A 24074-nucleotide genomic window follows, 5' to 3' on the forward strand; every position below is an offset into this window, starting at 1 on the left:
GCGGTTACCAGTGGTGTTAGCAACAAGGGTGCCATCTCCTTGTCGCCTCCGAATAAAAACCGATACACGAGCGTAAAGCGAGTGAAGCGACTCAAGTAGCGAACAGATAGGCTTCGACATCCATGCCGGCATCGCGCATCTGCGCCAGTTTGTAGCGCAACGTACGCGGACTGATACCCAGGCGTTCAGCAGCTTCCTTGCGACGCCCACGCTCGGCGCGCAGGGTGTCGATGATCATCTGGAACTCGCGCCGACGCAGATCGTCACCGAGCGCGCCAGCCGATTCCACCGCCGTCATTTCGCTGGCGTCGACCTCTACCTGGGGCACCCGCGCGACCGGCAACGGCGCACAATTGATCGGCCCGGCCAAACAGAAATCCTCCGCCTGGATCACCCCGCCCTGCTGCAAAATCAGCGCACGCTGGATCGCATTGTCGAGTTCGCGAACATTCCCCGGCCAGGCATACCCGACCAGGCAAGCCTGTGCCCGAGGCGACAATCTGACGGCAGCATGTTTCATTTTCACGCAGTGCTTGGCCAACAGCCGCTCGGCCAGCGGCAGGATATCGGCGGTGCGCTCGCGCAGCGGTCGCCACGCCAGCGGAAAAACCGATAGCCGGTAATAGAGATCCTCGCGGAACCGTCCCGCCGCCACCTCGGAGGCCAGATCGCGGTTGGTGGTCGCTACCACCCGGATATCCAGGGAAATCGGTTTGCGCGCACCGACCCGCTCGACCTCGCGCTCCTGCAAGACCCGCAGCAGCTTCGCTTGCAGCCCAAGGGGCATTTCGGAAATTTCGTCGAGCAGGATGGTCCCGCCATCGGCCTGCTCGAACTTGCCCGCCTGGGCCGCGATCGCACCGGTGAACGATCCCTTCTCATGACCAAACAGCGTAGCCTCGAGCATGTTGTCCGGGATGGCTGCGCAATTGATTGCGACAAACGGCTGGCTGGCGCGCTGGGACTGCTGGTGGATGTAGCGTGCCAGCACCTCCTTGCCGGTACCCGATTCACCGGAGATCAGCACGGTCGAATCACTGCGGGCAACCCGCGCAGCCAGTTCGAGCAACTGCGCACTGGCCGGCTCGGCGGCGATCGGTCCTTCGCTCTCGACCACCCCGGAGCACCCCAGCGCATGACGCTCAACCAGCTCCAGCAGGGCCTTGGGCTCGAACGGCTTGACCAGGTAATCGGCAGCGCCCTGGCGCATCGCTTCCACCGCGCGCTCGACCGCACCGTGGGCCGTCATCAGCAGTACCGGCAGCAATGGCTGGCGAGCACGCAGCAAGCCAAGCAACTGGTGCCCGTCCATCCCTGGCATGTTGACGTCGCTGACCACCAGGTTGAACGACTCCCGCGCCGCCGCCGCCAATGCCTCCTCGGCACAGCTCACCGCGCGAAATTCATGCCCCGCCAGCAACAGGGTATCGGCCAGCGCTTCGCGCAACGCCCGATCATCCTCGACCAGCAGGACCTTGATCTGTGCAGCCATTACTATGCCTCCGTGGCGCCAGGAATCAGCGGCAGGCACAACATCACGCAGGTGCCGCGTCCCAGCCGTGAACGCAATTGCAGATCGCCCTGGTGTGCCCGGGCGACCGCCTTGACCACGGTCAGGCCGAGGCCGGTACCGGTAGTCTTGGTGGTAAAGAAGGGCTCGCCCAGGCGCGCCAGGACCTGGGGTTCGATGCCACTGCCGTTATCGCTGATGCTCAGGCGCAGCGTATTGCCACGGCTGTACAGATGCACCTTGAGGCGCACATCGGCACCGCTGGCCTGGATCGCGTTCTCGATCAGGTTGAGCAGCGCACCGACCAGCGTATCGCGGTTGCACAACAACTCACCGGCGTGACTGTCGCACTGCCAGCGGATCGCCACACCCTGCACATGGGTCTGCGCAGCAGCCTGGAGAGCCTGCAGCAAGACCGCCGGGGTCAGCCGATCCGTCAACGGCAGCTCGCCACGGGCAAACACCAGCATGTCGCGCACCTGATGCTCGAGTTCGTGCAGGCGCTCCTTCAGGCGCCCGGCGAAACGCTGCTGGGTTTCCAGCGGCAGCGCCTGTTCATTGAGATGACTGGCGTACAACAGGGCAGCCGACAGCGGCGTACGAATCTGGTGAGCCAGGGAAGCAACCATCCGCCCAAGGGAGGAGAGCCGCTCGTGACGGGCCAACTGATCTTGCAGGCGACGGGTTTCGGTCAGGTCGTTGAGCAACACCAACTGCCCCGGCTCACCTTCCAGCGAACGCGTGGCAATCGACAGGCGCCGACCATCCTTGAGAGAAATTTCATGACCGTCATCCTCGCGCGGCGCAAAGCACCGGGCGATCACCTGCCGCCACAGCTCGCCTTCCAGCGGCTCACCGAGCAACTCGCGCGCAGCAGGATTGGCCTCGCAGACAAAGCCATGGGAATCGATCACGATGACACCGCCAGGCAACAGATCAAGCAGATTCTGCAGACGATTGGCCAAGCGCTCCTTTTCCGCCAGCTCCGCCATGCGCTGGGCACTGACCACGGCCAGCTCACCCTTGAGCTCGGTGACCCGCGCTTCAAGCATGCTGTAGGAATCGGTGAGTTGCGTAGACACCTGGTTGAACAGTGCGAAGGCCTGCTCAAGACCAAGCCGGCTTGCCTGCTCTACGGAAGATGGTTGTCCCGCGGCATCGGGGACAGGAGACATCTGGGCGGCTTGGGGCATCGTAAACTCTCGCATGACTGACCGTCATTTAAACGGAACGTTACGAGAGACTTAGCAATACCCGTGCCTAAAAAAAACCGCCCGATTTTCAGCGATTTGCAAAACAGGCGTCAATCATCCGCCTGCTCATCACCTTCACGACGGCTCATGCCGTACTTGCGCATCTTCTCCACCAGGGTGGTACGCCGGATCCGCAGACGCTCGGCAGCACGGGCGACGATACCGTTGGCATCGTCCAGCGCCTGCTGGATCAGCCCCTGCTCGAGGCCGCCCAGGTAATCCTTGAGGTCCAGGCCTTCGGGTGGAAGCATCGCCGAGGTACTGAAGTCCGGCGTATGACCATTGATCGCCACGCGCTCTTCCAGATCGCTGCGCAGGCTATCCACCATCTGCTCGTCTTCATCATCGACGTAGCGGAATTTCTTCGGCAACTCGGCCACGCCGATCACGCCGTACGGATGCATGATCGCCATGCGCTCGACCAGGTTGGCCAACTCGCGGACGTTACCCGGCCAGCCATGCCGACACAACGACATGATTGCCGCCGAGTTGAACCGGATCGAACCGCGCTTCTCGTGCTCCATGCGCGAGATCAGCTCGTTCATCAGCAGCGGAATATCCTCGACCCGCTCACGCAGCGGCGCCATCTCGATCGGGAAGACATTGAGGCGGTAGTAGAGGTCTTCACGGAAACTGCCCACCTCGATCATGCTTTCGAGGTTCTTGTGGGTAGCGGCAATGATCCGCACATCGATGCTCTGGGTCTTGTTGCTGCCCACGCGCTCGAAGGTCCGCTCCTGCAGTACGCGCAGCAGCTTGACCTGCATCGGCAGCGGCATGTCGCCAATTTCATCGAGGAACAGCGTGCCGCCGTTGGCCAGCTCGAAACGCCCGGCCCGGCTGGTGATAGCGCCGGTGAAAGCACCCTTCTCGTGACCGAACAGCTCGCTTTCCAGCAGCTCTGCCGGAATCGCCCCACAGTTGACCGGAACGAAAGGCGCATCACGCCGCTTGGAATGGTAATGCAGGTTGCGCGCGACCACTTCCTTGCCAGTGCCAGACTCGCCGAGGATCAGCACGCTGGCGTCGGTGTCGGCCACTTGCTGCATCATCTGGCGCACGTGCTGGATCGCACGACTGGTACCGACCAGGCTGCGGAACAGGTTCGGCTCACGCTGACGACCGCGCTCGCGGGCCTGGTCGTACATCTCGCGGTAGACCTGGGCACGGTGCAGGGAATCAAGCAGCTTGCTGTAGCTGGGCGGCAGTTCCAGGTTGGAAAGCACTCGACGGCGCATATCCTCGGGAAGCTCCGAGGAACTATTTTCGCCTAAAAGCAGAACCGGAAGGAACTCATCCCAGGTTCCGAGTGTCTTAAGCAAGCTCGAAAGTCCCATCGGCGGATTGAGCGTGCCGATGAGGACACACAATACCTCGCGACTGGACGCCAGGGAGTCGACCGCCTGCTGCCAGTCTTGGCTGCCACAGGCCAGATTGTCTTCGCCGAGAAAATTTAGAATCACCGCCAAGTCACGGCGGCGAACGCTATCGTCATCGATCAGCAGAATTTTGGTTTCACGCCACATGCAATAGCAACTTCCCTAGTCAACTCGATGCCCGGGATGGTTGGGCAACCTTGACGCCCGAGGTGGGCTATCACCTTCAAAGACGACTGAAATCTGGAAAACAGCACTAGTTAAGTCAAAAAAACGTGCGCAGTCAAATTTATGGCGCGACACGCTTCGATTAACCCTGTGTCAACCGAATAAATGGTAAACCTTCGCCGCATTCTGCGCTTGCTGGAGGTGCTGCATCTCATCAACTATAGCCTGCCTTTCCGCCATCGCTGTCTCCAGCAACTGACGATAGACGTGCAGCAGTTCTTCCAGATTGCTGCGCAAGGCATCCTCGTCCACCGAGGCCTCGTTGAGCACGTCCTCCATGCAGGCACGACAGGCAAGGTCCAGCTCGGCGATGCTTCCCCAGTCCCGTTCGGCCAGGGCCTTCACCAGGGCTTCACGGGTTTCCTGGATACGCTGCAGTACGAGGCTCATGTGCTGTACTCCCTAGAACTGTGGAGCGGGCGCGCCAATGGCGTCCCAACCCTCTTTGACCGTGCTGAGCAGGCCCGAGACTTCATCAAGGATCTTCGGATCGGACTTGATGTTGGCTTCGGCCAAACGCTTCATCATGTAGGTATAGAGACTGTCCAGGTCAGCCAGGGCATCCGCCTGCTTCTCCAGATCCAAGCCTTCGCGCAAACCACCGACGATGCCGATGGCCTTGCCGATCGCCACGCACTTGGCAGGGATATCATTGCGCGCGATAGCCCCCTTGGCCTGGGCAATGCGATCCAGTCCACCTTCCATCAGCATCTGCACCAGGCGATGAGGCGTGGCTTCGGAGGTCTGTGCCTGGGCCCCCACTTTCTGATACTGCCGAAGGGCTAACATCGGGTTCATGTCGTACCTCGCTGCAACTCTAAAAGTTCGTATGATCAGTGTATCGCCCTCGAGTCAAAAAACTTTAACCCGAAAGGCAAAAACCCGGCACGCGGTAAAGCGTAGCCGGGTTTTTGGCGTTACCCCAGATTAACTGGAGGACTTCTGTGCGTTGAGCGACGTGAAGAACGAGGTGATGCTGCTCGCCGTCGCCTTCATCTGCCCGACCAACAGGTCCATGGCGTTGTACTTGGCCGTCAGGGTCTTGGTCATGTTGGCGACACGCAGATCCAGCGCCGACTGCTGACTGGTCAGGTTCTTGGCCACGGCCTGCAGGCTGGTGTTGCGCGCATCGAGCACTCCGCCCGTGCGGACGGTGGTCGAACCGACCGGCGTACCCAGATAGGTGTTGAGCGCATTCCCCATCCGCGAAAACAGGCCGTTGGTCGAATTGGTGCCATTGAACAACTGCTGCACCTGGCCACTCATGCCCGGAGTAGCCATGGCCTTGTTGAACGTGGCAGTGTCGAAGGACAGGTTACCGGAGTTGCTGGCATCGTTACCCGCCACTGTCAGCACGCCCAACTGCGACAGCACCGACAACGGACCGCCTGCGCCTGTAGCCGTGAGCTGCTGGCGAAGATCGGAAATCAGCGAGCGCGGCAGCGAGTCGCCGGTAAAGGCCGCCGATACGGTCAGGTTACCGTCAGCATCCGCCGTCGCCTTGGACAGGGTGTTGATGGTATTCATCAGGGTGTTGTAGGAGTCGACGAACGACTGGATCGACGTCTGCAGGCCACTGGTATTGGTGGCAACGGTGACCGTCGAACTGGCGCCTACACCAGGAGTACCGGCCGACAACAGGTTCAGGGTCAGGCCACTGATCGCGCCGGTAACGGTGTTGCTCTTGCTGGTCACCTGCAGACCATCGATGGTCAGCACAGCGTCCTTGGCGATGCTCCCGACCGCTCCAGAATCCGAAGCCGACGGGCTGCTGCTCATCACCTGGGTGCCGTCGATTTCCAGGCCGGCGATACCGCTGACCTTCAGGTCGGAACCCGCGCCCGTCGTCGTCGAACTGATCACCATGCGCGATGCGCCAGTACTGTCGGTCACAATGTTGGCCGAGAGGCCATTGCCACCCAGCTTGCTGTTGATCAGATCCCGGGTGCTCTGCAAGGTAGCATTCGCCGGTATATCGACGTTATAGCTGCTGCCATTTTGACTGCTGATCGTCAGGGTACCGCTTGGAATGGCGCTGCTCGCACCATCGGCAAACGATGCACTGGCTACTTTCGAACCCGTGGCCAGGCTCGACACGACAACGTTATAGGTACCCGGAACAGCAGTATTGTCGGAAGTTGCAGTCAGCGTGGTCGCCGTGCCCGACGTTGCCGTATAACCGGCAAAAGCAGTACTGGTCGTGGCGCTGAGATCGGTCATGGTCTTCTGGAACGCCGCCAGGGCGCTCTTGAGCGACGCAATACCGGAAATTTTCAGCGTGTTGGTTTTTGTCGCGGTATCGATCTGCGTCTGCTTGGCCGATTTGTCGGCGTTCACCAGCGCAGTAACGATCGAACTGATATCCAGACCCGAGCCTAGGCCCGTTCCCGGTAAAATTGGACTTGCCATGTGCCTCTCCCGTCAGGTTGCTGCCAGACTTTTGACCTTTATCGACGGCCAAAGATCCAGCAAACACTATTCATGCCAGTTGTCAGGCCTTTCCATCGAATAGCAAACTGCTTGCCGAGCTCAGGCTGTCGGCCAACTTCATGGCCTCGGCGGTGGGGATCTGCCGTACCACCTCGCCCGTATCACTGGCGATGACCTTGACGATGACTTTCCCGGAATGCTCGTCAATCGAGAACTCCAGGTTGCGCTTGATCGACTGCACGAACTTTTCGATATCCTGAACAGCTCGCTTGAGTCTTTCGGAGGAATCCGCATCCTTGTTGGTGGCGTCGGTGTCTGGAGCCGCTTTCACCTTGTCCGCCTGAGGCGCCGCAGCCGCCTTGTCGGCCACGGTGGTGCTATTGGAACTGGCCGGCAGAACTGCTGGGTAAGACAGATTAAGTTTTACACTCATGTCCATCTTCATCACCTCTCAACGTAAAAAGGCGAGAGAGCGTGACAAGCACACTCCCCCGCCGAAACTCATTCCGAGATTACTGAAGCAGCTTCAGTACAGCGGAAGGCAGTTGGTTAGCCTGAGCCAGAACAGAGGTGGAAGCCTGTTGCAGGGTCTGCTGCTTGGTCAGGTTAGCAGTTTCTGCGGCGAAGTCGGTATCTTGTACGCGACCTTGTGCAGCAGTGGTGTTTTCGTTGATGTTCTGCAGGTTGGAGATGGTGCTGGTCAGACGGTTCTGCGAAGCACCCAGGCTGGCACGGGTAGCACCGATGGCAGCGATTGCAGCGTCGATTGCGGTGATCGCGTTATCGATGTTGGTTGCAGCCGAACCTGCACCAGTACCGGTGGTACCAGTCAGAACTACAGTACCGCTACCTACCGACAGGCTGACGGCGTCGAACTTCGAGCTCAGAACCAGGTCGATGTGGTTGGCGCTGCCAGTGTTGGCACCGACTTGCAGGGTCACAGTACCAGCCGAACCGTCCAGCAGGTTTTTGCCGTTCAGGTTGGTGGAAGCCGAGATACGGGTCAATTCGTCAGACATCTGAGCGAATTCGGCGTTGGTAGCGGTCTGGTCGGCAGTACCGTTGGTTCCGTTACGGGCTTTAACAGCCAGTTCACGCATACGCTGCAGGATGTCGGTCGAAGCTTGCAGAGCGCCTTCAGCGGTCTGGGCTACGGAGATACCGTCGTTGGCGTTCTGGATAGCCTGGGTGCCACCGCGGATCTGCGAAGCCATACGGGTTGCGATCTGCAGGCCAGCGGCGTCATCTTTGGCGCTGTTGATTTTCAGACCGGAAGACAGGCGCTGCATGGAGGTAGACAGGGCATCGGAAGCACGGTTCAGGTTCTTCTGAACGTTCAGCGACGTAGTGTTGGTGTTTACTGTTAAAGCCATGACGAATTCCTCGTTGGGTTGTGTACTACGGCTTCCGGCCCTGGCAACCGCCGGGTGTGGCCTAGAGAACCTTCGTAATAGTTATCGTCGGGATAGCAGGTTGCTTGAGGGCTTTTTTCAAAAAATTTGCTAGCAACCTGCCACCCCTCTGAAAACAAGGGCTTAGCGCACAAGCGCCGAGGAAAAATGGCGCCAGGGAACCGCTTGCATCCAACCGTTCGTCAGCAGAGCCTCATCGCTCGCCCTGCACCGCCTCTAGCAACTCCATCAATTCGTATTGCAAGGTGTCCGCCAGGCACAGCCAATCCTGACGTTCCTGAGAGCCGAACATCGACAGCAGCAATTGCGCCCACATCTGCTGGACATCGACAGACTCCCGCTGCAGCAGAGTCTGGATACCGTCGAATACCTCGACCATCGACAGAGCGGCCTCGACATCCCGACCGAAACGGAACAGTGCCGCACAACGCCGAGCCTCGTTGATCGCGTATTCATAGGACCTCATTGTACGAACTCCCCATCGAACCCACTGCCGATGATCTGAGCGCCCGCCCGGCTGCTGTTGAGGAAACGCACCTGCGGATGCGCGGCTATGTAACGTTCCAGCTCGCAGAGATAACGACGGAAATTCAATTGCGTCCGCACCCGCTGCCCCTTGCCATCCAACACCCAATGCCGTGCCTCGTTGACCCCAGGTCCCAGCTCTCCATCGTTCCAGCCAGCGTGGGTCTTGTTCATCGGAAAGGCGAAATCGGCGCCAAACAGGGTAATCGTCGCAGCGCCCATCTTCACCGCCAGGTCCACTGCCGGATGCAGCACGCTGCCCCCCACATAGAGCATGCCGCGGTTGAACTGCTGGCGAACCGTTCCATAGACCGGACTGGCGGAATAGGCCCCAAAGCGCGGCCCCTGCCAAGCCCGGAGCACTTCGGGATCGCTCATGGGCATGTAGACCAGGGGAATGCCCGCCGATGCCTCTGGCGGCAGGTGCCGAAAGCCGATGCGCTGGTCGATGCTCACCACCAGGTCGGGCTCGATACCCTGCTCATGTAACGGACGGTAGGCAGTGTCGACACTGATGAACAACGGCCGCTGCGCCCGGGCACGAACCGCACGCAACTTGTCGAACTGTTGCTCAAGGCTGGGCCCGGTGCCAATCACGTAGACATGTTGCCCCGCCTGCGTGGCGAACAGCTCGGCGACATCGCGATCGGCGGCAAATATCTCGCGACTCTCGTCAAGGCGCCTCAGGATCTCCGGGGACTGCGGATCGAATTCGCGGTTGTTGAAGCTGAAGTGCACTTCGCCCACCAACCGATCGCGCATACGGGCGTTGCAGTCGTCGGCCAGGACCAGCTCGGCCGGCAATGCAAAAAACGGAAAGAGGATTTCCGGATGGTCGGCAGCGTAGCTCAGCTCGACCCGCGGATCGGTCAGCCAGTCGCTCTGTTCGAGCAACCCGAGCACCCGCTTGAACAACGCGCCATTGAGGATATGCACGTGCAGCCGCTGCACTTGCGGAGACTCCAGCAGCACCTGCTGCAGATCCCCCAGCGCGGTACCGTAGACATGCAGGGTCGCACTGTCGGGCGGCAGGGTCGAAGCCTGCAGGCGCGCCTCGGCGATACGGTCATGCCGACTGGTCAACTGCACGCCACCGACACTCAGTGTCGAGCCCATCCCTTCGACCAGTTCGACTGCCAATCCGTCGCCATCCTCGGCCAGCAGGCGCTGCCACAATTGCGGCCAGCGTGCCTCGAGGATCCGTGCATTCCGCTCAAAGCTATCGCTCATCCTGCCTCGCTCCGCGCAAAAAAATAGCGCTCAAGGTTAACTCACCCGGAGCGCTACTTTGCAACCCTATAGGATCAAGGGCGATGAATGATCGCCGACCCCCAGGACAAGCCAACGCCGAAGCCGCTGAGGGCTACGCGCTTCCAGCCCGAATTGAGCACATGCTTCTCCAACAGCAGCGGAATGCTCGACGACACGGTGTTGCCGGTCTCGACCATGTCCTTGATGAACTTCTCCGGCTCACCCTCGAAGCGCCGCGCCACGGCATCGACGATCGCCGCACTGCCCTGGTGGATGCAGAAGGCGTCGATATCGCTAGGCTGCAGGCCCGAATCGTCGAGCAGTTCGTGCAAGTGCGCCGGTACCTTGAGCAGAGCGAAATTGAACACCTGGCGACCGTTCATGAAGAACACACCGTCGCTGACCTTCAGGTGCGGCGCACCGGAACCGTCAGTGCCAAATTTCGACTTGCCCAGTTGCCAGGGCGCATCTTCACCCATCCAGGTCGCGGTCGCGGCATCGCCGAACAGCATGGTGGTGTTGCGATCTTCCGGATCGACGATCTTCGAATACGGATCGGCGGTGACCAGCAGGCCATTCTTCAGGCCGGCCGCCTCCATGAAGCCCTTCATGGCATAGATGCCATAGACGTAGCCGGAGCAACCCAGGGAAATATCGAACGCCGCCACATGGGTCGGCAGGCCGAGCTTGTCCTGGACGATCGCCGCGGTATGCGGCAAGCCTTCCTCGTCACCGTTCTGGGTAACGACGATCAGCGCATCGATGCTCTCGCGCTTGAGTTGCGGATTGCTGGCGAACAAGGCGTTCACCGCCTCGACACAAAGGTCCGAAGTTTCCTGCCCGGCGTCTTTGCGCGGCAGGAAGGCGGATCCGATCTTGCCCAGGATGAACTCTTCATCCTTGGCGAATTTGGCACCCTGAGCGTAGTTGTCCACGCCGGCTGTCGGCACGTAACTGGCAATGCTTTTTATGCCAATCATTATGAATTCCCAATAATAAACAGCTGAATATCGCCGCTCGCAGGCATCGAGGGGCGCCGATCAACAGGGATTTTCCGTCACCCCAAGATGGGGCGAAAACGGCGGATTAGAAGGGCAATCACCGATCCAAAAGGCTCAGGCGCCCGCATCCCCGGCAAATACAATACAGTGAAGATGCGCGTCATGACTCACAAGTCACGCCTATTTTGCCCGAATCTGCGCCAAAGGAGCTATTCGATCAACGACCAGTTCAGGGGAGTACCGCGTTTCAGGGACACACGAGCGTTGCGCCCAAGCACGCCATCGACATGTTTTGGCGCCAGCCCCAGGCCAGGGCGGATCGCCCGCACATTCTGCGCAGTGAATGGCTCGCCCTGGGCGATGTCCTGCACGACATACAGCGAGCGGCGGTAGACCAGGGATTTTTGCTCCGCCTCGGTCACGCCATAGCGCACCTGGCCCAGGGCCTGCCAGGCCCTTTCGGTTTCCACCACCAGGCTGGCCAGTTCGGCCGGCTCCAGGGAGAAGCTGGCATCCACGCCACCGGCGGCACGGTCCAGGGTGAAGTGTTTTTCCACCACGGTGGCACCCAGGGCGACAGCCGCCACCGCCACCCCCACGCCCATGGAATGATCGGACAGCCCCACCTGGCAGCCGAACAACTGCTGCAAATGGGCAATGGTGCGGATATGGCTGTTGAGCGGCGATGCCGGATAGGTACTGGTGCACTTGAGCAGCACCAGGTCCTGGCAACCCGCGGCGCGGGCGGCGCGTACCGTTTCATCCAGCTCGGCGACACTGGCCATGCCGGTCGAGATGATCAGCGGCTTGCCCGTCGCGGCCACTCGGCGAATCAGCGGCAGATCGGTGTTCTCGAAGCTGGCGATCTTGTAGGCCGGCACCTCGAGGCTTTCGAGGAAGTCCACGGCCGTCTCGTCGAATGGCGTGGAGAACGCCAGCATGCCCAGTTCCTTCGCCCGGGCAAAGATCGGTGCATGCCATTCCCAGGGTGTGTGGGCCTTCTCGTACAGCTCGTAGAGCGACGAACCGGCCCAGAGACTGCCGGGGTCCTTGATGAAAAACTCGCCTTCGGCCAGGTCCAGGGTCATGGTGTCGGCGGTGTAGGTCTGCAATTTCAGCGCATGGGCGCCGGCCTTGGCCGCCGCCTCGACGATCTGCAAGGCGACCTCGAGCGACTGGTTGTGGTTGCCGCTCATTTCGGCAATGACGAAGGGTGGAGCATCCGGGCCGATCACGCGTTGACCGATCTTGAAACTAGTCATGGGCCTGCTCCTTCACTACACGCTCGAAACGGCTGACCGACTGGACGTAACCGCTGTGACAAAACAATTCAATCGAAGCCGGATTGTCCGGCAGTACCTGCGCATCAATCGCCGTGACCTGAGGCCAGTGTTCGCGCATGGCCTGCTCGCCACGGGCCAGCAGCGCTCGCCCCCAACCCAGGCCCATGCGTCCCTCGAACAGATAGAGTGAAACCTCGGCTCGCTCGTCCGCCAGGTCATAACGCAGTACACCCACGGGGCCATCACCCGACTCGGCGATCAACAGCAGGCAATTGCGATCCTGCAGCTTCGCCGCCAACCAGAGCTGATGCGCCGGCCATTCTATCGGCGCACTGTTCAGCGACGCACGGCGTACCGATTCATGGTTGCGCCCCTCGAACAACAGCCGGGAATCCTCCGGCGTCACCCGTCGCACGTCGAGGCTCTCCCCCAACAGGGCGACCGCGAAACGCCGGGCACCGAGCCCGTCGACCAGCGCACGCGAGCGCTCGGCCAGGCTGCGGCGCAAGCCGACATTGCCCAGCACGAAGCCCACCGCCTGCTTCAACCGGTCGACATCCACCGCCTGGGTGGTGCCGAGATAGAGATGCGCCCCCGCCGCCGCCAGCCGCTCGGCATTGGCCTGCTGGTTCTCGGCCACGGCGATGCACAGGGTCGGCAGCCCCAATGCGGCACGCTCCCAACTGGTGCCGCCCCCGGCCCCGATAAACAGGTCAGCCTGGGCCATCAGTTGGGCAAAATCCTGGACGAAGGTCTGCACCCGCCACAACGGACGATCCGCCGCCATGGCCTGCAACTGTGCCAGGCGCGGATTGGCCGTGCCAGCGACGAAGTCCACTTCCAAATCGTCGAAATCCGCCAGCGCCAGCATGGCCTTCCAGGTCTCCCCGGCGCCGTCGAGCCCACCAAAATTCACCAGCACCCGACTTGCCTGGGCCTTGATCTCGACCGGAGCACGACGGAACTCATCGCGAATCAGCGCATGGCGCGGCCCGAGCAACTGCCGGCACGGGCCCAGGGCGCGCCCGGCATATTCCGGGTCGCCGGCAGTGAAGTTCTGGTCGAAGAGGATGTCCACCGCATGCTGGCGGTTGTTCAGGTCATCGATCGCCGCGATTCGCCGCGCCCAGCGGCGGGCGGCCGTCTGCCAGCGGTGATCGAGCCCATAGTGATCGACGACGATCCAGTCGAATTCGGGTTCTCCCGCCAAGCCGTGCCCCAAGGCATCGATATCGGCCTGCCAGGGCAACGGCTCCTCGATGCCCTGCGCCGGCTCCTCGCCCGGATAATTGCCCGGCAGGGTCACGCAGGGCCACCCTTGCGCAGCCAGGCGAGCCAGGGCATTACCGGGCAACTCCCGACAGGCGAACAGCACCTCGGCACCGCTGGCCCGCAGGACCGCGGCCAGCGTCAGGCAACGGGCAACATGGCCGCTGCCAATGGCGGCCGACGCATCGGCCCGAAACAACACCCTCACGATTGCAACTCCCCTCCGGCTTGCAGCGCTGAATACAGGTATTCCGCCCGGCGCCAGTCCTCGGGCGTGTCGATATCCTGGACCAGATGACGCGGCAGCAACACTGGCAGGCTCTTTTCGGAAAACAGCACATCGCCCCGCAACCAGGCGTCGCTACGGCCCCAGTAGAATTGCCCGGCATCCTGGAACGCTGGCGGCAGATCCTGGGAGCGGGTTTGGCGGTGTTCCGGATACAGTGCGGTCAGCGCTCCGTCGCCGGTCAAGGTCAAGGCCCGCTGGATGGGGAAGCCGAACTCGCAGACGGAAAATGCAAAGGATCGCCCGGGATGCTGCTCCAGCAACTCGAAGCCTTCGCGCAGGAAACGCGCTTGCAGCAATGGCGCCGTGGCGTAGATGCAACAGGCGTAGTCGAACACTTGCCCCTGCCGTGCCAGGGCGTCGACGGCATGGGCGATCACCGCCGCCGTGCCGGTGAAGTCATCGGCCAGCGTCGCCGGCCGCAGAAACGGCACCTGGGCGCCATGTTCACGTGCCACCTCGGCAATCTGCGCATCGTCGGTACTGACCACCACCTGCTCGAACAGACCACAGGCCAGCGCCAGCCGGATCGAGCGAACGATCATCGGCTCGCCATGGAACAGCTTGAGGTTCTTGCGCGGGATGCGCTTGCTGCCACCGCGCGCCGGGATGATCGCAACCGCGCTCAAGGGCGTTTTTCCAGCAGGAACCAGTTCACATCGTCGACGGGAAACTGCCGGTCGCGGTGATAACCGAAGCCATAGTCGAGCAACTGCAGGTCGCCGTAGCGATCGAGCATCTCGCCGGCAAAATCGCGCTTGAACAGCTTGCCGCTGTTGCCGCGATAGGACACCTCGACCGGAACCGGGCTGTAGTATTCGGCCAGCAGGATGTAACGGCCGCTCAAGTGATAGAGCTGCTCATAGGCCGCCGTCAGCAGTTCGGGAGCCAGGTGGATCAACACGCCCTTGCTCAGGGTCAGGTCAAAGCAACGCTCTCGTGGGTAGTCAAACAGCGAACCGTGCCAAACCTTGGCAATGCCCAGCGCATTGGCCTGCTCGCAGGCCTTGGCGTTGATCTCCACCCCTTGCAGCAGGCAGTCAGGCAGCAACTGGTGCAAAGCCAGCAGGTTGTTGCCAGCGTTGGTCCCCAGTTCCAGCAGACTGTCGAGCCGGCCTGTGCAAGCCAGCGCCTTGGTAAACAGCGCCAGGTTGGCAGCGACCAGCCCCTGGCCCTGGTTGCGGCCCACGTACTGATCGCCGAATTCTCCGTGCCAGAAATGCTCCTGCTCGCTGAACTCACGCATGTCTGACTTCTCCCTCCTAGCAATGACCATCGTTCAAGCGACCAGGTTTCTCAACTGTTCGACGACATAATCCTGCTCCTCTTCAGTGAGCAGCGGGAACAACGGCAAGCTGAGCGCCTCGCCGAAATAGCGTTCGGCTTCGGGAAAATCACCGTCCTTGAAACCCTGCTCACGGTAGTACGGCTGAAGATGGACGGGGATGTAGTGCAGGTTCACACCGATTCCGGCAGCCCGCAGCGTCTCGAAGACCTCTCGCTGGGAGACCTTGATGCGTTCCAGTTGCAGGCGCACCACATACAGGTGCCAGGCCGACTCGGCCCCGGGCTGCGTGACCGGCAGGGCCAGCGGCAGGTCCGCCAACAGGCGGTTGTAGCGCGCCGCCAGCTCTCGCCGCCTGGCGACAAAACTGTCGAGCCGTGCCGTTTGCGACAACCCCAATGCCGCGTGCAGATCGGTCATCCGGTAATTGCAGCCCAGCTCCAGTTGCTGGTAATACCAGAGGCCATGCTCAGGCACCTTCATCTGCGCAGGATCACCCGTGATACCGTGGCTGCGAAGGCGACGCAGGCGCTCAGCCAGTTCGGGATGGTTGGTCAGCACCATCCCGCCCTCGGCCGAGGTAATGATCTTCACCGGGTGGAAACTGAAGATGGTCATTGCTGCATAAGCGCCGCAGCCCACCGGCCGGCCAAGATAGGAGGCGCCTACCGCATGGGAAGCGTCCTCGATCAAGGTGAAGCCATACAGCTCGGCCAGCTCGGCAATCGCGCGCATATCGCAACTCTGCCCGGCGAAGGCTACGGCCACCACCACCTTGGGCAGCCGACCGGCTGTGGCGGCAACCTCCAGCTTGCGCGCCAGCAGGCTGGCGTCCAGGTTGAGGGTTTGCGGATCGATGTCGACAAAGTCCACTTCGGCCCCGCAATAGCGGCCACAGTTGGCGGAGGCGACGAATGTATTCGGACTGGTCCACAAGCGATCCCCTGGCCCCAACCCTGCCGCCAGGCAAGCGATATGCAGGGCTGCGGTGGCATTGCAGACTGCCACCGCGAAATCGGCCTGGCAGTGTTCCGCCAAGGCCGCCTCGAAACGTGGAATCGTCGGTCCCTGGGTCAGCCAGGGCGACTTGAGCACCTCGACCACCGCGTCGATATCAGCCTGTTCAATACTCTGGTGACCGTAGGGAATCTGATAGGGCGTCATGATTGCCTCTCCGGCCGAAACGGTTCGACCACGCGAGCTGGAAAATGGCCGGCGACGGATTCGCCGGCGCCGGTCATGAACAACGGTTTACTTTTGCGCATACCCTGAGTTCCCGCCCATGGGCGCCGGCCTACACCAGCAACTGCGCCCAATCCACATGATAGGCCGCCCCCAGGGTGAAGCCCTTGCCACTCAAGGCCAGGTTCGAGTTGTACGCTGGGTCGGCCTGCAAGTTGGCCGCCCACTTCTCGTGCAAGGCCGCCAGAGCTCGCGGGGCCTCGGGTAGTACGCCGGGATGCAGGACCTGCACCTGTGGCGTCCAAGACACCAGGTAACCGGCCTGGCCGAGGTTGAGGCACAGGTCGACTTCGCTGAAGCCCTCGGCAAAATCGCCCTCGTCCAGCCCACCGACTGCATCGAAAAGGGCCTTGCGCACCATCAGGCACGCCGCCGAGACCGCTGAATAGTTCTGTTCGACTGCCAGGCGCTGCATGTAGCCCCTGGCATCCTTCTTCTCGCCCACGAACGGCGAGTCGACGCCCTCGTTCAAGCCAAGAATCAGGCCGGCCTGGGAGATCTTGCCGTCATAACTGTAGAACTTGGCGCCAACTACCCCGACCTCCGGACGCAGCGCCTGGTTGAGCAAAGATTCGATCCAGTTGGGATTGACCACTTCGCTGTCGGCGGCCAACAGCACCAGATATTCGCCACTCGCCTGCCGTGCCGCGGCATTGCAGAAAGCCGGGGTGCTCGGCCAATCGGACTGCAGCACACTGACCTTGCTCGCCTGCGGCTGGCCCTGCAACCAGCTCGACAAGGCTTCGCTACGGCTCGGGTGATCCGCTACCAGCACCTCGTATTTCAGGTAGCGGGTGCGCAACAGCAGCGCGCTCAGGCAACACGCCAACTGGTCGAAATCCGCCGCACCATGGACGATGATCGACACCAGCGGACGCTCTGTGTGCCGGTAATCGATCATGTAGGTGCCCGGCTCCTGCGAGTTGACCTGGGCCTTGTAGCCGCGCACACCGAGGTGACGCAGCAGCGTCGAGCGCTCGTGGGCATTTTCCACCAACTCCGGTTTCGCCGAGATCAACAGCGGCTCATCCAGGTGTGCCAGCCCGGCCAGGCCGCCCTGTTCGATCAACCGCAGCAGCAGGTCGAACTCCAGGGCATTGCTGTAGTCGGCGCTGTAGCCACCGGCGTCGACCAGCACATCGCGCCGGATCAACCAGTGCCGCGCCATCAGGGCCGGCACGCTCAGCAGCAGATCGGGGTTGAAGCCCGGCCTGAAGACATCGCTCAACGCCCCTTCCGCATCGCGCTGGACTTCATCGATGCACACTGCGCGGCAGCCTTCGGCATGGCGCAGTTCCAGGCCGGCCTTCAACAGGCCGCTGGCGGTGAACTCGTCCCCAACCTGCGCCAGCAGCAACCAATCACAGGACGACTGACGGGCGAACTGGTTGAGCTTGTCGACGTAATTGCCTTCGGTCACACGAATAAAGTGCAGGGTGTTCTGCACAGTGGTTGCTGCCTGCGGCTCGCCAGTGGTGAAGACCACGATGCGGAAGGCCTTGCTGTGGCCCTCAAGCAGACTGTCGAGGGTCACCTGCAACTTCTCGACATCATCCGCCAGGTCCAGCAGCATCAGGCCGAACACCGGACCACCACCCTGCCGCGCCTGGTACTCGGCAATCGCCTGACGCTCGCTGGCATCCGGCTCACGCGCATCGAGCCACCGCAGCAGACGCCCCGAGAGCATGCCATCGAAAGTCGAGCGGTTGTCGTTGCTGGAAACCGCATCCAGGCGCTTGCTCCAGACGGCGAGCCGCTGTGCTTCGGCATCTTCGCCGACGGTTTCAAGCTGCTGCACCAGGGCCCTGACCACCCGGCGATTGAACAGGTTGCAATCGTGGGCCTGCCAGAGCCGGTCGAGCACACTTTCCGGGGTGTCGTTGTTGTGCGGGCGCATCAGCGCCTCCTGGCGGGCCCAAACGGCCTCCAGTCGCTGCAACTGCAGGCGGCCAGCAGGCATGGCATGCAACAGGAACTCGAACTGGGTCAACTTATCGAAGAAACCCTGGTTGTAGAACGGCATTTCCACGTACTGCTTGGGCCCGAAACGCCGCTGCGGTGGTTCGTCGATCGTGTTCCAGGTCGAGTCGAAAATCATCTCGACGGTCAGCGCCCGACCACTGCGCAAGCTGTCGACCATGGCCTCGAAACTCTCCAGGGCCAGGGCCCTGGTCTGCTCCTGGTCGAGGCCTTCGATGCCGGTAGGCAAGGTGGCCAGGAAGTCGGCAAACGCCTCGCGCTCCGCGGTCGACTTGGCGTCGGTATAGGACAGTGCGTGGTAGACCTCGGTCCCGTGCTCCGAATCACCGTAGTTGAGCTCGCGCACCACATAGGGGATCGGCAGGATGCGAGCCTTGGCCCGCGCCAGCATGTAGTAGACGTGGCCGATTTCCTGCCACTGGAAACTGGTTCCCCGTGGCATCGCCGAATACCAGTCCTGCATCAGTTGGGTCCGGTGCACCGCGTAGAACGGCGGCACGTACTGGCCCATGTACTTCAACAACCGATCCTGCCCACGCTCGTCGGGGAAGTCCTCGTGGACCTTCTTGTCGCGACGGTAGTACAGGACATTGTTGGCCAGTGTCAGATACATCAGGCAATAGCCGTGACACATGCCATAGTCGGGATGGTCCTCCAGGAAGGCCACGGACTGGTCAAGCGCGTCATGGACGATGAAGTCATCGTCGGGAGCAAACGTCATGTACGGCGTTTTCACGCTCATCACGCCATGGCTGAACTTGTCCTGCATCTTCCAGTAGTCATACTGAGGCACGTGCAGGTACTCGACCCGATCGCGCCCCTCGTCCACACCGACGCATGGTTCGGGCGAAGAGTCGAGTATCAGCAGCTTGCAAGGCAAGGCACTGTAGTAGACCACCGCGCGGCGCAGGAAAGCCGGCCGATTGTGGGTGACGATGACCACAGTCAGCAGATCGCCCAGGGACTCTGCATCCCGCAGGAACCGTGCCTGTTCAGAAACGTACTTGTCTTGCATAACTATCCCCAAACTGCCAATTCGATCGATGAGCCCAGGATGATGTCGCTGCGCTCCACTTCCCGGCACACCGGCAGACCTTCTGCCCGAGACCACTCATACGTCATGTTCGACTCCCAGTAACTGCCGCAGCCGATCCGCCACGCCCCAGAACGCCATGGGCTCGTGGCTGGGATAACCATAGTGCCCCAGGTTCAGGGCGATCGACGTATCACGCTCGCGCAACCGTTGTTCGACCAGGGTCCTGACCGCTATCGGTCGGCCACTGGAGCAATTGACCACGCCAGAAAAATCCCGCTGTTCCAGCAGGCGCGCCAGGTAGCCGGCAGCAACCTCGATCGGCAGGTAGTCGCGCAGTTGCTCGCCCGCCGACATGTCGAAGCACTCGGCACCGGCATCTATTGCCCGATCCAGGCTGGCCAGCAGGCTGTTGGGATTCTGCCCCTCGCCGTAAAGGTAGAACAGCCGGGCCCATTGCAAATTGAATGGCAGTTGCTGGCGCAACGTCTCCAGGAACTGCCGCAGGGTATTCTTCGCCAGGCCATAGGGATTGCTCGGCTGCGGGGCCGCCGCCTCACTCAGCGGGCCGCTTTGCATGCCATATTCGAAGCAGGTGCCGGTGACCAGCACCTGGGGCACGCCGGCCTCGACCATCCGCTTGATGAAGCGGTAGTCGGCGAGCAGGTTGTGCTCGAAATGAAACAGCGCCTGGTAATTTGGCAAACCCGGCCAGGCCAAGTGCGCCAGCACATCGACACCAGCGCTCAGGCTAGCCAGGTCGAGGTCTTCGACATGCACATCAGCCGCGACGAACTCGACATCATCGATCCACGGCAGCTTGCCTGCGACCTGAGCATCGCGAGCTACCGCCCGTACCGAGTGCCCACGCGCCAGAAGTGCCGAGACCAGATGACGACCGACAAAACCGGTCGCGCCCGTGACCAATACCTTCAGACCGCTCACAGGACCGTCAACTCGGGCACGGCGACGACAAAGCGCCCCCCCCACTCACGCACCGCCACCTGCTGCTGGTTGACTTCCTGCAACAGGTTCCATGGCAGTACCAGCACGTAGTCCGGTTTCTCGGCAGCAATGCGCTCCGGCGAAACCACCGGGATCCGACTGCCTGGCAAGAATTTTCCCTGCTTGTGCGGGTTGGCATCGGCGACCCAGGCCAGCAGGTCCGGACGCACGCCGGCGTAATTGAGCAGCGTGTTGCCCTTGGCAGCCGCGCCATAGCCGACCACACGTTTGCCTTCGGCCTTGGCCTGGAGCAGAAAACGCAGCAGGTCGTGCTTGATGCGTTCGGCGGCCGGCGCCAGGGTGGCGTAGAACGCCGGGGTCTTCACGCCGGCGGCCAATTCGGCCTCCAGCACCTGACGCACCACCGGTAGCACGGCGCGCCGCTCGCCATCGGCACGCTGCACGAACACACGCAGCGAGCCACCATGGGTCGGCAGGCCGCCGACGTCGAAGACCTCCAGGCCGTTGCGCTCGCAGAGCGCCTGCACGGCGGTCAGCGACAAATAGGAGTAATGCTCATGGTAGAGGGTATCGAACTGGTGCCCGGCCATCAGCGCCAGCAGGTGCGGGAACTCGAAGGTCGCCACGCCCGTCGGCTTGAGCAGGGTGGCGAAACCCTGGAGAAAATCATTGATGTCCGGCACATGAGCGAGCACGTTGTTGGCCGCCATCAGGTCGGCAGCCCAGCCCTCCTCGCGCAATTGCAAGGCCGTATCGCGGCCGAAGAACAGCTCGCGGATCTCCAGCCCCTTGTCCCGCGCCGCCTGGGCGGTGCTGCGGGTCGGCTCGACGCCCAGGCAGGGAATGCCACGGTCGGCCACGTACTGCAGCAGATAACCATCGTTGGCCGCCACTTCCACCACCCGGCTGTCACCGGTGAGCCCGAAACGCTCGACCATCTCGGCTACGTAACGCTCGGCATGGGCCAGCCAGGTGCTGGAGAACGAGCTGAAATAGGCATAGTCGGCGTCGAACAGCGTGTCGGCGCGGGTGTAGTCCTCGGTCTGTACCAGCCAGCAAGCCTGGCAAACCGCGACCTTCAGCGGTACCCAGGCTTCGGCCTGCTCCAATTGATCGGCACGCAGGTAGGCGTTGGACGGTGGCGAGGTGCCGAGATCGATCAACGGCAGGACCAGCGGGGTGCCGCAACCTCGGCAGTTCATAAACGCACTCCAGGAAAAGACACGTCGATCAGCGGATGGCTGGCATCCCTGGCCGACAGATTTTTGACAGCCTCGGGCCAGGTGATCGCCAGGCGCGGGTCGAGCACCGACAGCCCGCCTTCACTCTCCGGCGTGTAGTCGGCGCTGTGCAGGTACAGCAGCTCGGCATCATCGCTCAGGGCCTGGAAGCCATGGGCGAAACCAGCCGACAGCAGGAGGCTGCGGCCATCGCCCGCGCGCAGGTGCTCGGCATGCCAGTGCAGGAAGGTCGGCGAATCCGGGCGCAGGTCCACCGCCACATCCCAGACCTCGCCGCGCAGGCAAGTGATCAGCTTGGCTTCCGGGGCCTGCGCATTCTGGTAATGCAGGCCGCGCACACTGCCGCGCTCGCGGGTACAGGAATGGTTGATCTGGCGGATATGAAAAGGCGCGCCAAAGGCATCCAGGCTACCTTCGCAGAACAGTCGGGAAAATTGCCCGCGCGGGTCGGCGTGGTGCTTGTGTTGAACGTTGAACAACCCCTCGAGGGGCAGCGTCTGGATCAGGAACTCGCTCACAACACCCCCCGATAAAGCGACAGTTGGGCCAGGCTCACCGCACGCATGTCGGCTCCGCCCTGCCAGGCCAGGTGCCAGTCGAGGGTCTGTTCCAGGCACTGCTGCAACGACCAGCGAGGCTGCCAGCCGAGCAGTTGCCGGGCGCGGCTGCTGTCCAGGCGCAACAATCCGGCCTCGTGCAGTTCGCTCGGCTCGACGCGCAGGCCTGGGGCCTGCGGCCAACGCGCGGCGAGCCGCGCAACGACGTCGCCAACACTGCACATGTCGTCCTCGCCCGGCCCGAAGTTCCAAGCCCCGGCGAGGTCCGGCCCACGCTCATACAGCGCCGCAGCCAGTTGCAGGTAGCCCGCCAGCGGCTCCAGCGCGTGCTGCCAAGGCCGCACCGCCTGTGGATAACGCAGGGTCACCGGCTCGCCGGCCGACCAGGCGCGCAACACATCGGGAATCAGTCGCTCCGGCGAGAAATCACCACCACCCAGAACGTTGCCAGCCCGCGCGGTCGCGACAGCCAGGCCATGCACGTCATAACGCTCAGGTGGAAAAAAGGATGCCACATAGGACTGCGCGAGCAGCTCACAACAGGCCTTGCTGCTGCTATAGGGATCATGACCGCCGAGGGCTTCGTTTTCGCGGTAGGGCCACGGCCACTCCTGGTTGGCGTAGACCTTGTCGGTGGTAACCAGCACACAGGCACTGACGCCGCCGACCTGGCGAATCGCTTCGAGCAGGTTGAGCGTGCCCATCACGTTGCTCGAATAAGTACCGAGCGGGTCGCGATAGGCCTCGCGCACCAGCGGCTGGGCCGCCAGGTGCAAGACGATTTCCGGCTCGGTTTCGGCGATCAGTTCCAGCAGCGCGCCGAGATCCCGCAGGTCGCCGCGGCGATCGTCCATGCCTTCGCCGACCTGCGCCAGCTCGAACAGGTTCGGCTCGGTTGCCGGCGCCAGGGCGAAGCCGCTGACCTGCGCACCAAGGCTCTGCAACCAGAGCGCCAGCCAACTGCCCTTGAAACCGGTATGACCGGTCAGCAGGACCCGCTTGCCGCTCCAGAATGCCCGACTCAGTCCCACTGTTTCCACGGGGCCTCCCCGCTCTGCCAGAGCTGTTCCAGGTGATTCTTGTCACGCAGGGTGTCCATCGGATGCCAGAAGCCATCGTGTTGGAAGGCATTCAGTTGGCCCTCGGCGGCCAGGCCCATCAGCGGCTCGGCCTCCCAGATGGTGGAGTCGCCACTGATCAACGGCAGCACCTTTGGCGACAGGACGAAAAAGCCGCCGTTGATCCAACCGCCGTCGCCACGGGGTTTCTCGACGAAACCACGGACCATGTCGCCGTCACGCTCCAGCGCACCATAACGACCGGGTGGCTGTACCGCAGTGACGGTCGCCAGCTTGCCGCTGGCCCGGTGGAAACTCACCAGGGCGCTGATATCGAGGTCCGAGACACCGTCACCGTAGGTGAAGCAGAACGCCTCCTCATCTTGCAGATAACGGCCGGCACGGCGCAGGCGGCCACCGGTCATGGTTTCCTCACCGGTGTCGATCAGGGTCACGCGCCAAGGCTCGCTGTAGTTCTGGTGAACGTCCATGCGATTGTTGCTCATGTCGAAGGTGACGTCGGAGGTGTGCAGGAAATAGTTGGCGAAGAAATCCTTGATGGCGTAGCCCTTGTACCCGAGGCAGATCACAAAATCGTGGATACCGTGGGCCGAGTACTGCTTCATGATGTGCCAGAGAATTGGCTTGCCACCAATCTCGATCATCGGCTTGGGCTTGAGGTGCGACTCCTCGCTGATTCGCGTGCCCAGGCCGCCCGCCAGAATTACTGCCTTCATCAACGTCCCCTTCTTCTTCAGCACAGGACCTGCTCGGGCCCTGTGGAACTTTCCAGACTGCCGGGTCAAATCACAAGCGATGGCTCAAAGCCGCGAGGCCTTGACGCCAAATGCACGATTTATGGCGATATGAAGGGGGCTTGCAGGAAAC

Annotated in this window: 22 protein-coding genes; all 22 read right to left on the reverse strand. The window is 62.0% G+C overall.

Going from position 1 to position 24074, the window contains the following annotated elements:
• Positions 1-91: 91 nt before the first annotated feature.
• The gene (gene fleR, locus AC6I6U_RS27935) at positions 92-1492 is read right to left on the reverse strand and encodes a sigma-54-dependent response regulator transcription factor FleR (RefSeq protein ID WP_497879208.1); all 1401 of its coding nucleotides are present in this window, start codon (positions 1490-1492) and stop codon (positions 92-94) included.
• A gap of 2 nt (positions 1493-1494) precedes the next feature.
• On the reverse strand, positions 1495-2685 hold the full coding sequence (locus AC6I6U_RS27940; RefSeq protein ID WP_497883118.1) for a sensor histidine kinase: 1191 nt from the start codon (positions 2683-2685) through the stop codon (positions 1495-1497).
• Positions 2686-2813: 128 nt separating this feature from the next.
• Positions 2814-4289, reverse strand: a complete 1476-nt coding sequence (locus tag AC6I6U_RS27945) for a sigma-54-dependent transcriptional regulator (RefSeq protein WP_497879209.1) — start codon at positions 4287-4289, stop codon at positions 2814-2816.
• 171 nt (positions 4290-4460) lie between these two features.
• The gene (fliT, locus tag AC6I6U_RS27950) at positions 4461-4757 is read right to left on the reverse strand and encodes a flagellar protein FliT (protein WP_054064080.1); all 297 of its coding nucleotides are present in this window, start codon (positions 4755-4757) and stop codon (positions 4461-4463) included.
• Between the two features lie 12 nt (positions 4758-4769).
• Positions 4770-5165 (reverse strand): flagellar export chaperone FliS, encoded by a 396-nt coding sequence (gene fliS, locus AC6I6U_RS27955; RefSeq protein WP_497879210.1) that lies wholly within the window; start codon positions 5163-5165, stop codon positions 4770-4772.
• A gap of 129 nt (positions 5166-5294) precedes the next feature.
• The gene (fliD, locus tag AC6I6U_RS27960) at positions 5295-6776 is read right to left on the reverse strand and encodes a flagellar filament capping protein FliD (RefSeq protein WP_497879211.1); all 1482 of its coding nucleotides are present in this window, start codon (positions 6774-6776) and stop codon (positions 5295-5297) included.
• An 82-nt stretch (positions 6777-6858) separates the two neighbouring features.
• Positions 6859-7236: a flagellar protein FlaG gene (locus AC6I6U_RS27965; RefSeq protein ID WP_497879212.1), complete on the reverse strand. Its 378-nt coding sequence runs from the start codon at positions 7234-7236 to the stop codon at positions 6859-6861.
• Between the two features lie 73 nt (positions 7237-7309).
• Complete coding sequence (locus AC6I6U_RS27970) at positions 7310-8170, reverse strand: flagellin domain-containing protein (RefSeq protein ID WP_497879213.1); 861 nt, start codon at positions 8168-8170, stop codon at positions 7310-7312.
• 232 nt (positions 8171-8402) lie between these two features.
• Complete coding sequence (locus AC6I6U_RS27975; protein WP_497879214.1) at positions 8403-8675, reverse strand: hypothetical protein; 273 nt, start codon at positions 8673-8675, stop codon at positions 8403-8405.
• Positions 8672-9964: a motility associated factor glycosyltransferase family protein gene (locus AC6I6U_RS27980; protein WP_497879215.1), complete on the reverse strand. Its 1293-nt coding sequence runs from the start codon at positions 9962-9964 to the stop codon at positions 8672-8674. Before AC6I6U_RS27980 ends, AC6I6U_RS27975 begins: the two co-directional genes overlap by 4 nt.
• A 74-nt stretch (positions 9965-10038) precedes the next feature.
• Complete coding sequence (locus AC6I6U_RS27985) at positions 10039-10965, reverse strand: ketoacyl-ACP synthase III (protein ID WP_497879216.1); 927 nt, start codon at positions 10963-10965, stop codon at positions 10039-10041.
• Positions 10966-11195: 230 nt separating this feature from the next.
• A complete protein-coding gene (gene pseI, locus AC6I6U_RS27990) occupies positions 11196-12248 on the reverse strand; it encodes a pseudaminic acid synthase (protein WP_497879217.1) in 1053 nt (350 codons plus the stop codon).
• On the reverse strand, positions 12241-13746 hold the full coding sequence (pseG, locus tag AC6I6U_RS27995; protein WP_497879218.1) for a UDP-2,4-diacetamido-2,4,6-trideoxy-beta-L-altropyranose hydrolase: 1506 nt from the start codon (positions 13744-13746) through the stop codon (positions 12241-12243). The genes pseI and pseG overlap by 8 nt, the downstream gene beginning before the upstream one ends.
• On the reverse strand, positions 13743-14453 hold the full coding sequence (pseF, locus tag AC6I6U_RS28000) for a pseudaminic acid cytidylyltransferase (RefSeq protein ID WP_497879219.1): 711 nt from the start codon (positions 14451-14453) through the stop codon (positions 13743-13745). The genes pseG and pseF overlap by 4 nt, the downstream gene beginning before the upstream one ends.
• Positions 14450-15070, reverse strand: coding sequence for a pseudaminic acid biosynthesis-associated methylase (locus AC6I6U_RS28005; RefSeq protein WP_497879220.1), 621 nt, complete (start codon positions 15068-15070; stop codon positions 14450-14452). The genes pseF and AC6I6U_RS28005 overlap by 4 nt, the downstream gene beginning before the upstream one ends.
• A 33-nt stretch (positions 15071-15103) precedes the next feature.
• Positions 15104-16273 carry a UDP-4-amino-4,6-dideoxy-N-acetyl-beta-L-altrosamine transaminase gene (gene pseC / locus AC6I6U_RS28010; protein ID WP_497879221.1) on the reverse strand — a complete coding sequence of 390 codons (1170 nt, stop codon included), beginning with the start codon at positions 16271-16273 and terminating at the stop codon, positions 15104-15106.
• A gap of 130 nt (positions 16274-16403) precedes the next feature.
• Positions 16404-19346, reverse strand: a complete 2943-nt coding sequence (locus AC6I6U_RS28015; protein ID WP_497879222.1) for a TIGR00180 family glycosyltransferase — start codon at positions 19344-19346, stop codon at positions 16404-16406.
• A 96-nt stretch (positions 19347-19442) separates the two neighbouring features.
• On the reverse strand, positions 19443-20300 hold the full coding sequence (locus tag AC6I6U_RS28020; protein ID WP_497883119.1) for an NAD-dependent epimerase/dehydratase family protein: 858 nt from the start codon (positions 20298-20300) through the stop codon (positions 19443-19445).
• A gap of 5 nt (positions 20301-20305) precedes the next feature.
• Positions 20306-21532, reverse strand: a complete 1227-nt coding sequence (locus AC6I6U_RS28025; protein WP_497879223.1) for a methyltransferase domain-containing protein — start codon at positions 21530-21532, stop codon at positions 20306-20308.
• Entirely contained in the window at positions 21529-22089 is a 561-nt protein-coding gene (locus tag AC6I6U_RS28030) for a dTDP-4-dehydrorhamnose 3,5-epimerase family protein (protein ID WP_497879224.1), read from the reverse strand. Before AC6I6U_RS28030 ends, AC6I6U_RS28025 begins: the two co-directional genes overlap by 4 nt.
• Positions 22086-23168: a CDP-glucose 4,6-dehydratase gene (rfbG, locus tag AC6I6U_RS28035; protein WP_497879225.1), complete on the reverse strand. Its 1083-nt coding sequence runs from the start codon at positions 23166-23168 to the stop codon at positions 22086-22088. The genes AC6I6U_RS28030 and rfbG overlap by 4 nt, the downstream gene beginning before the upstream one ends.
• The gene (rfbF, locus tag AC6I6U_RS28040; protein WP_497879226.1) at positions 23150-23923 is read right to left on the reverse strand and encodes a glucose-1-phosphate cytidylyltransferase; all 774 of its coding nucleotides are present in this window, start codon (positions 23921-23923) and stop codon (positions 23150-23152) included. The genes rfbG and rfbF overlap by 19 nt, the downstream gene beginning before the upstream one ends.
• Positions 23924-24074: the final 151 nt, after the last annotated feature.

The sequence above is a fragment of the Pseudomonas sp. UTLPPB19802 genome (assembly GCF_059730225.1).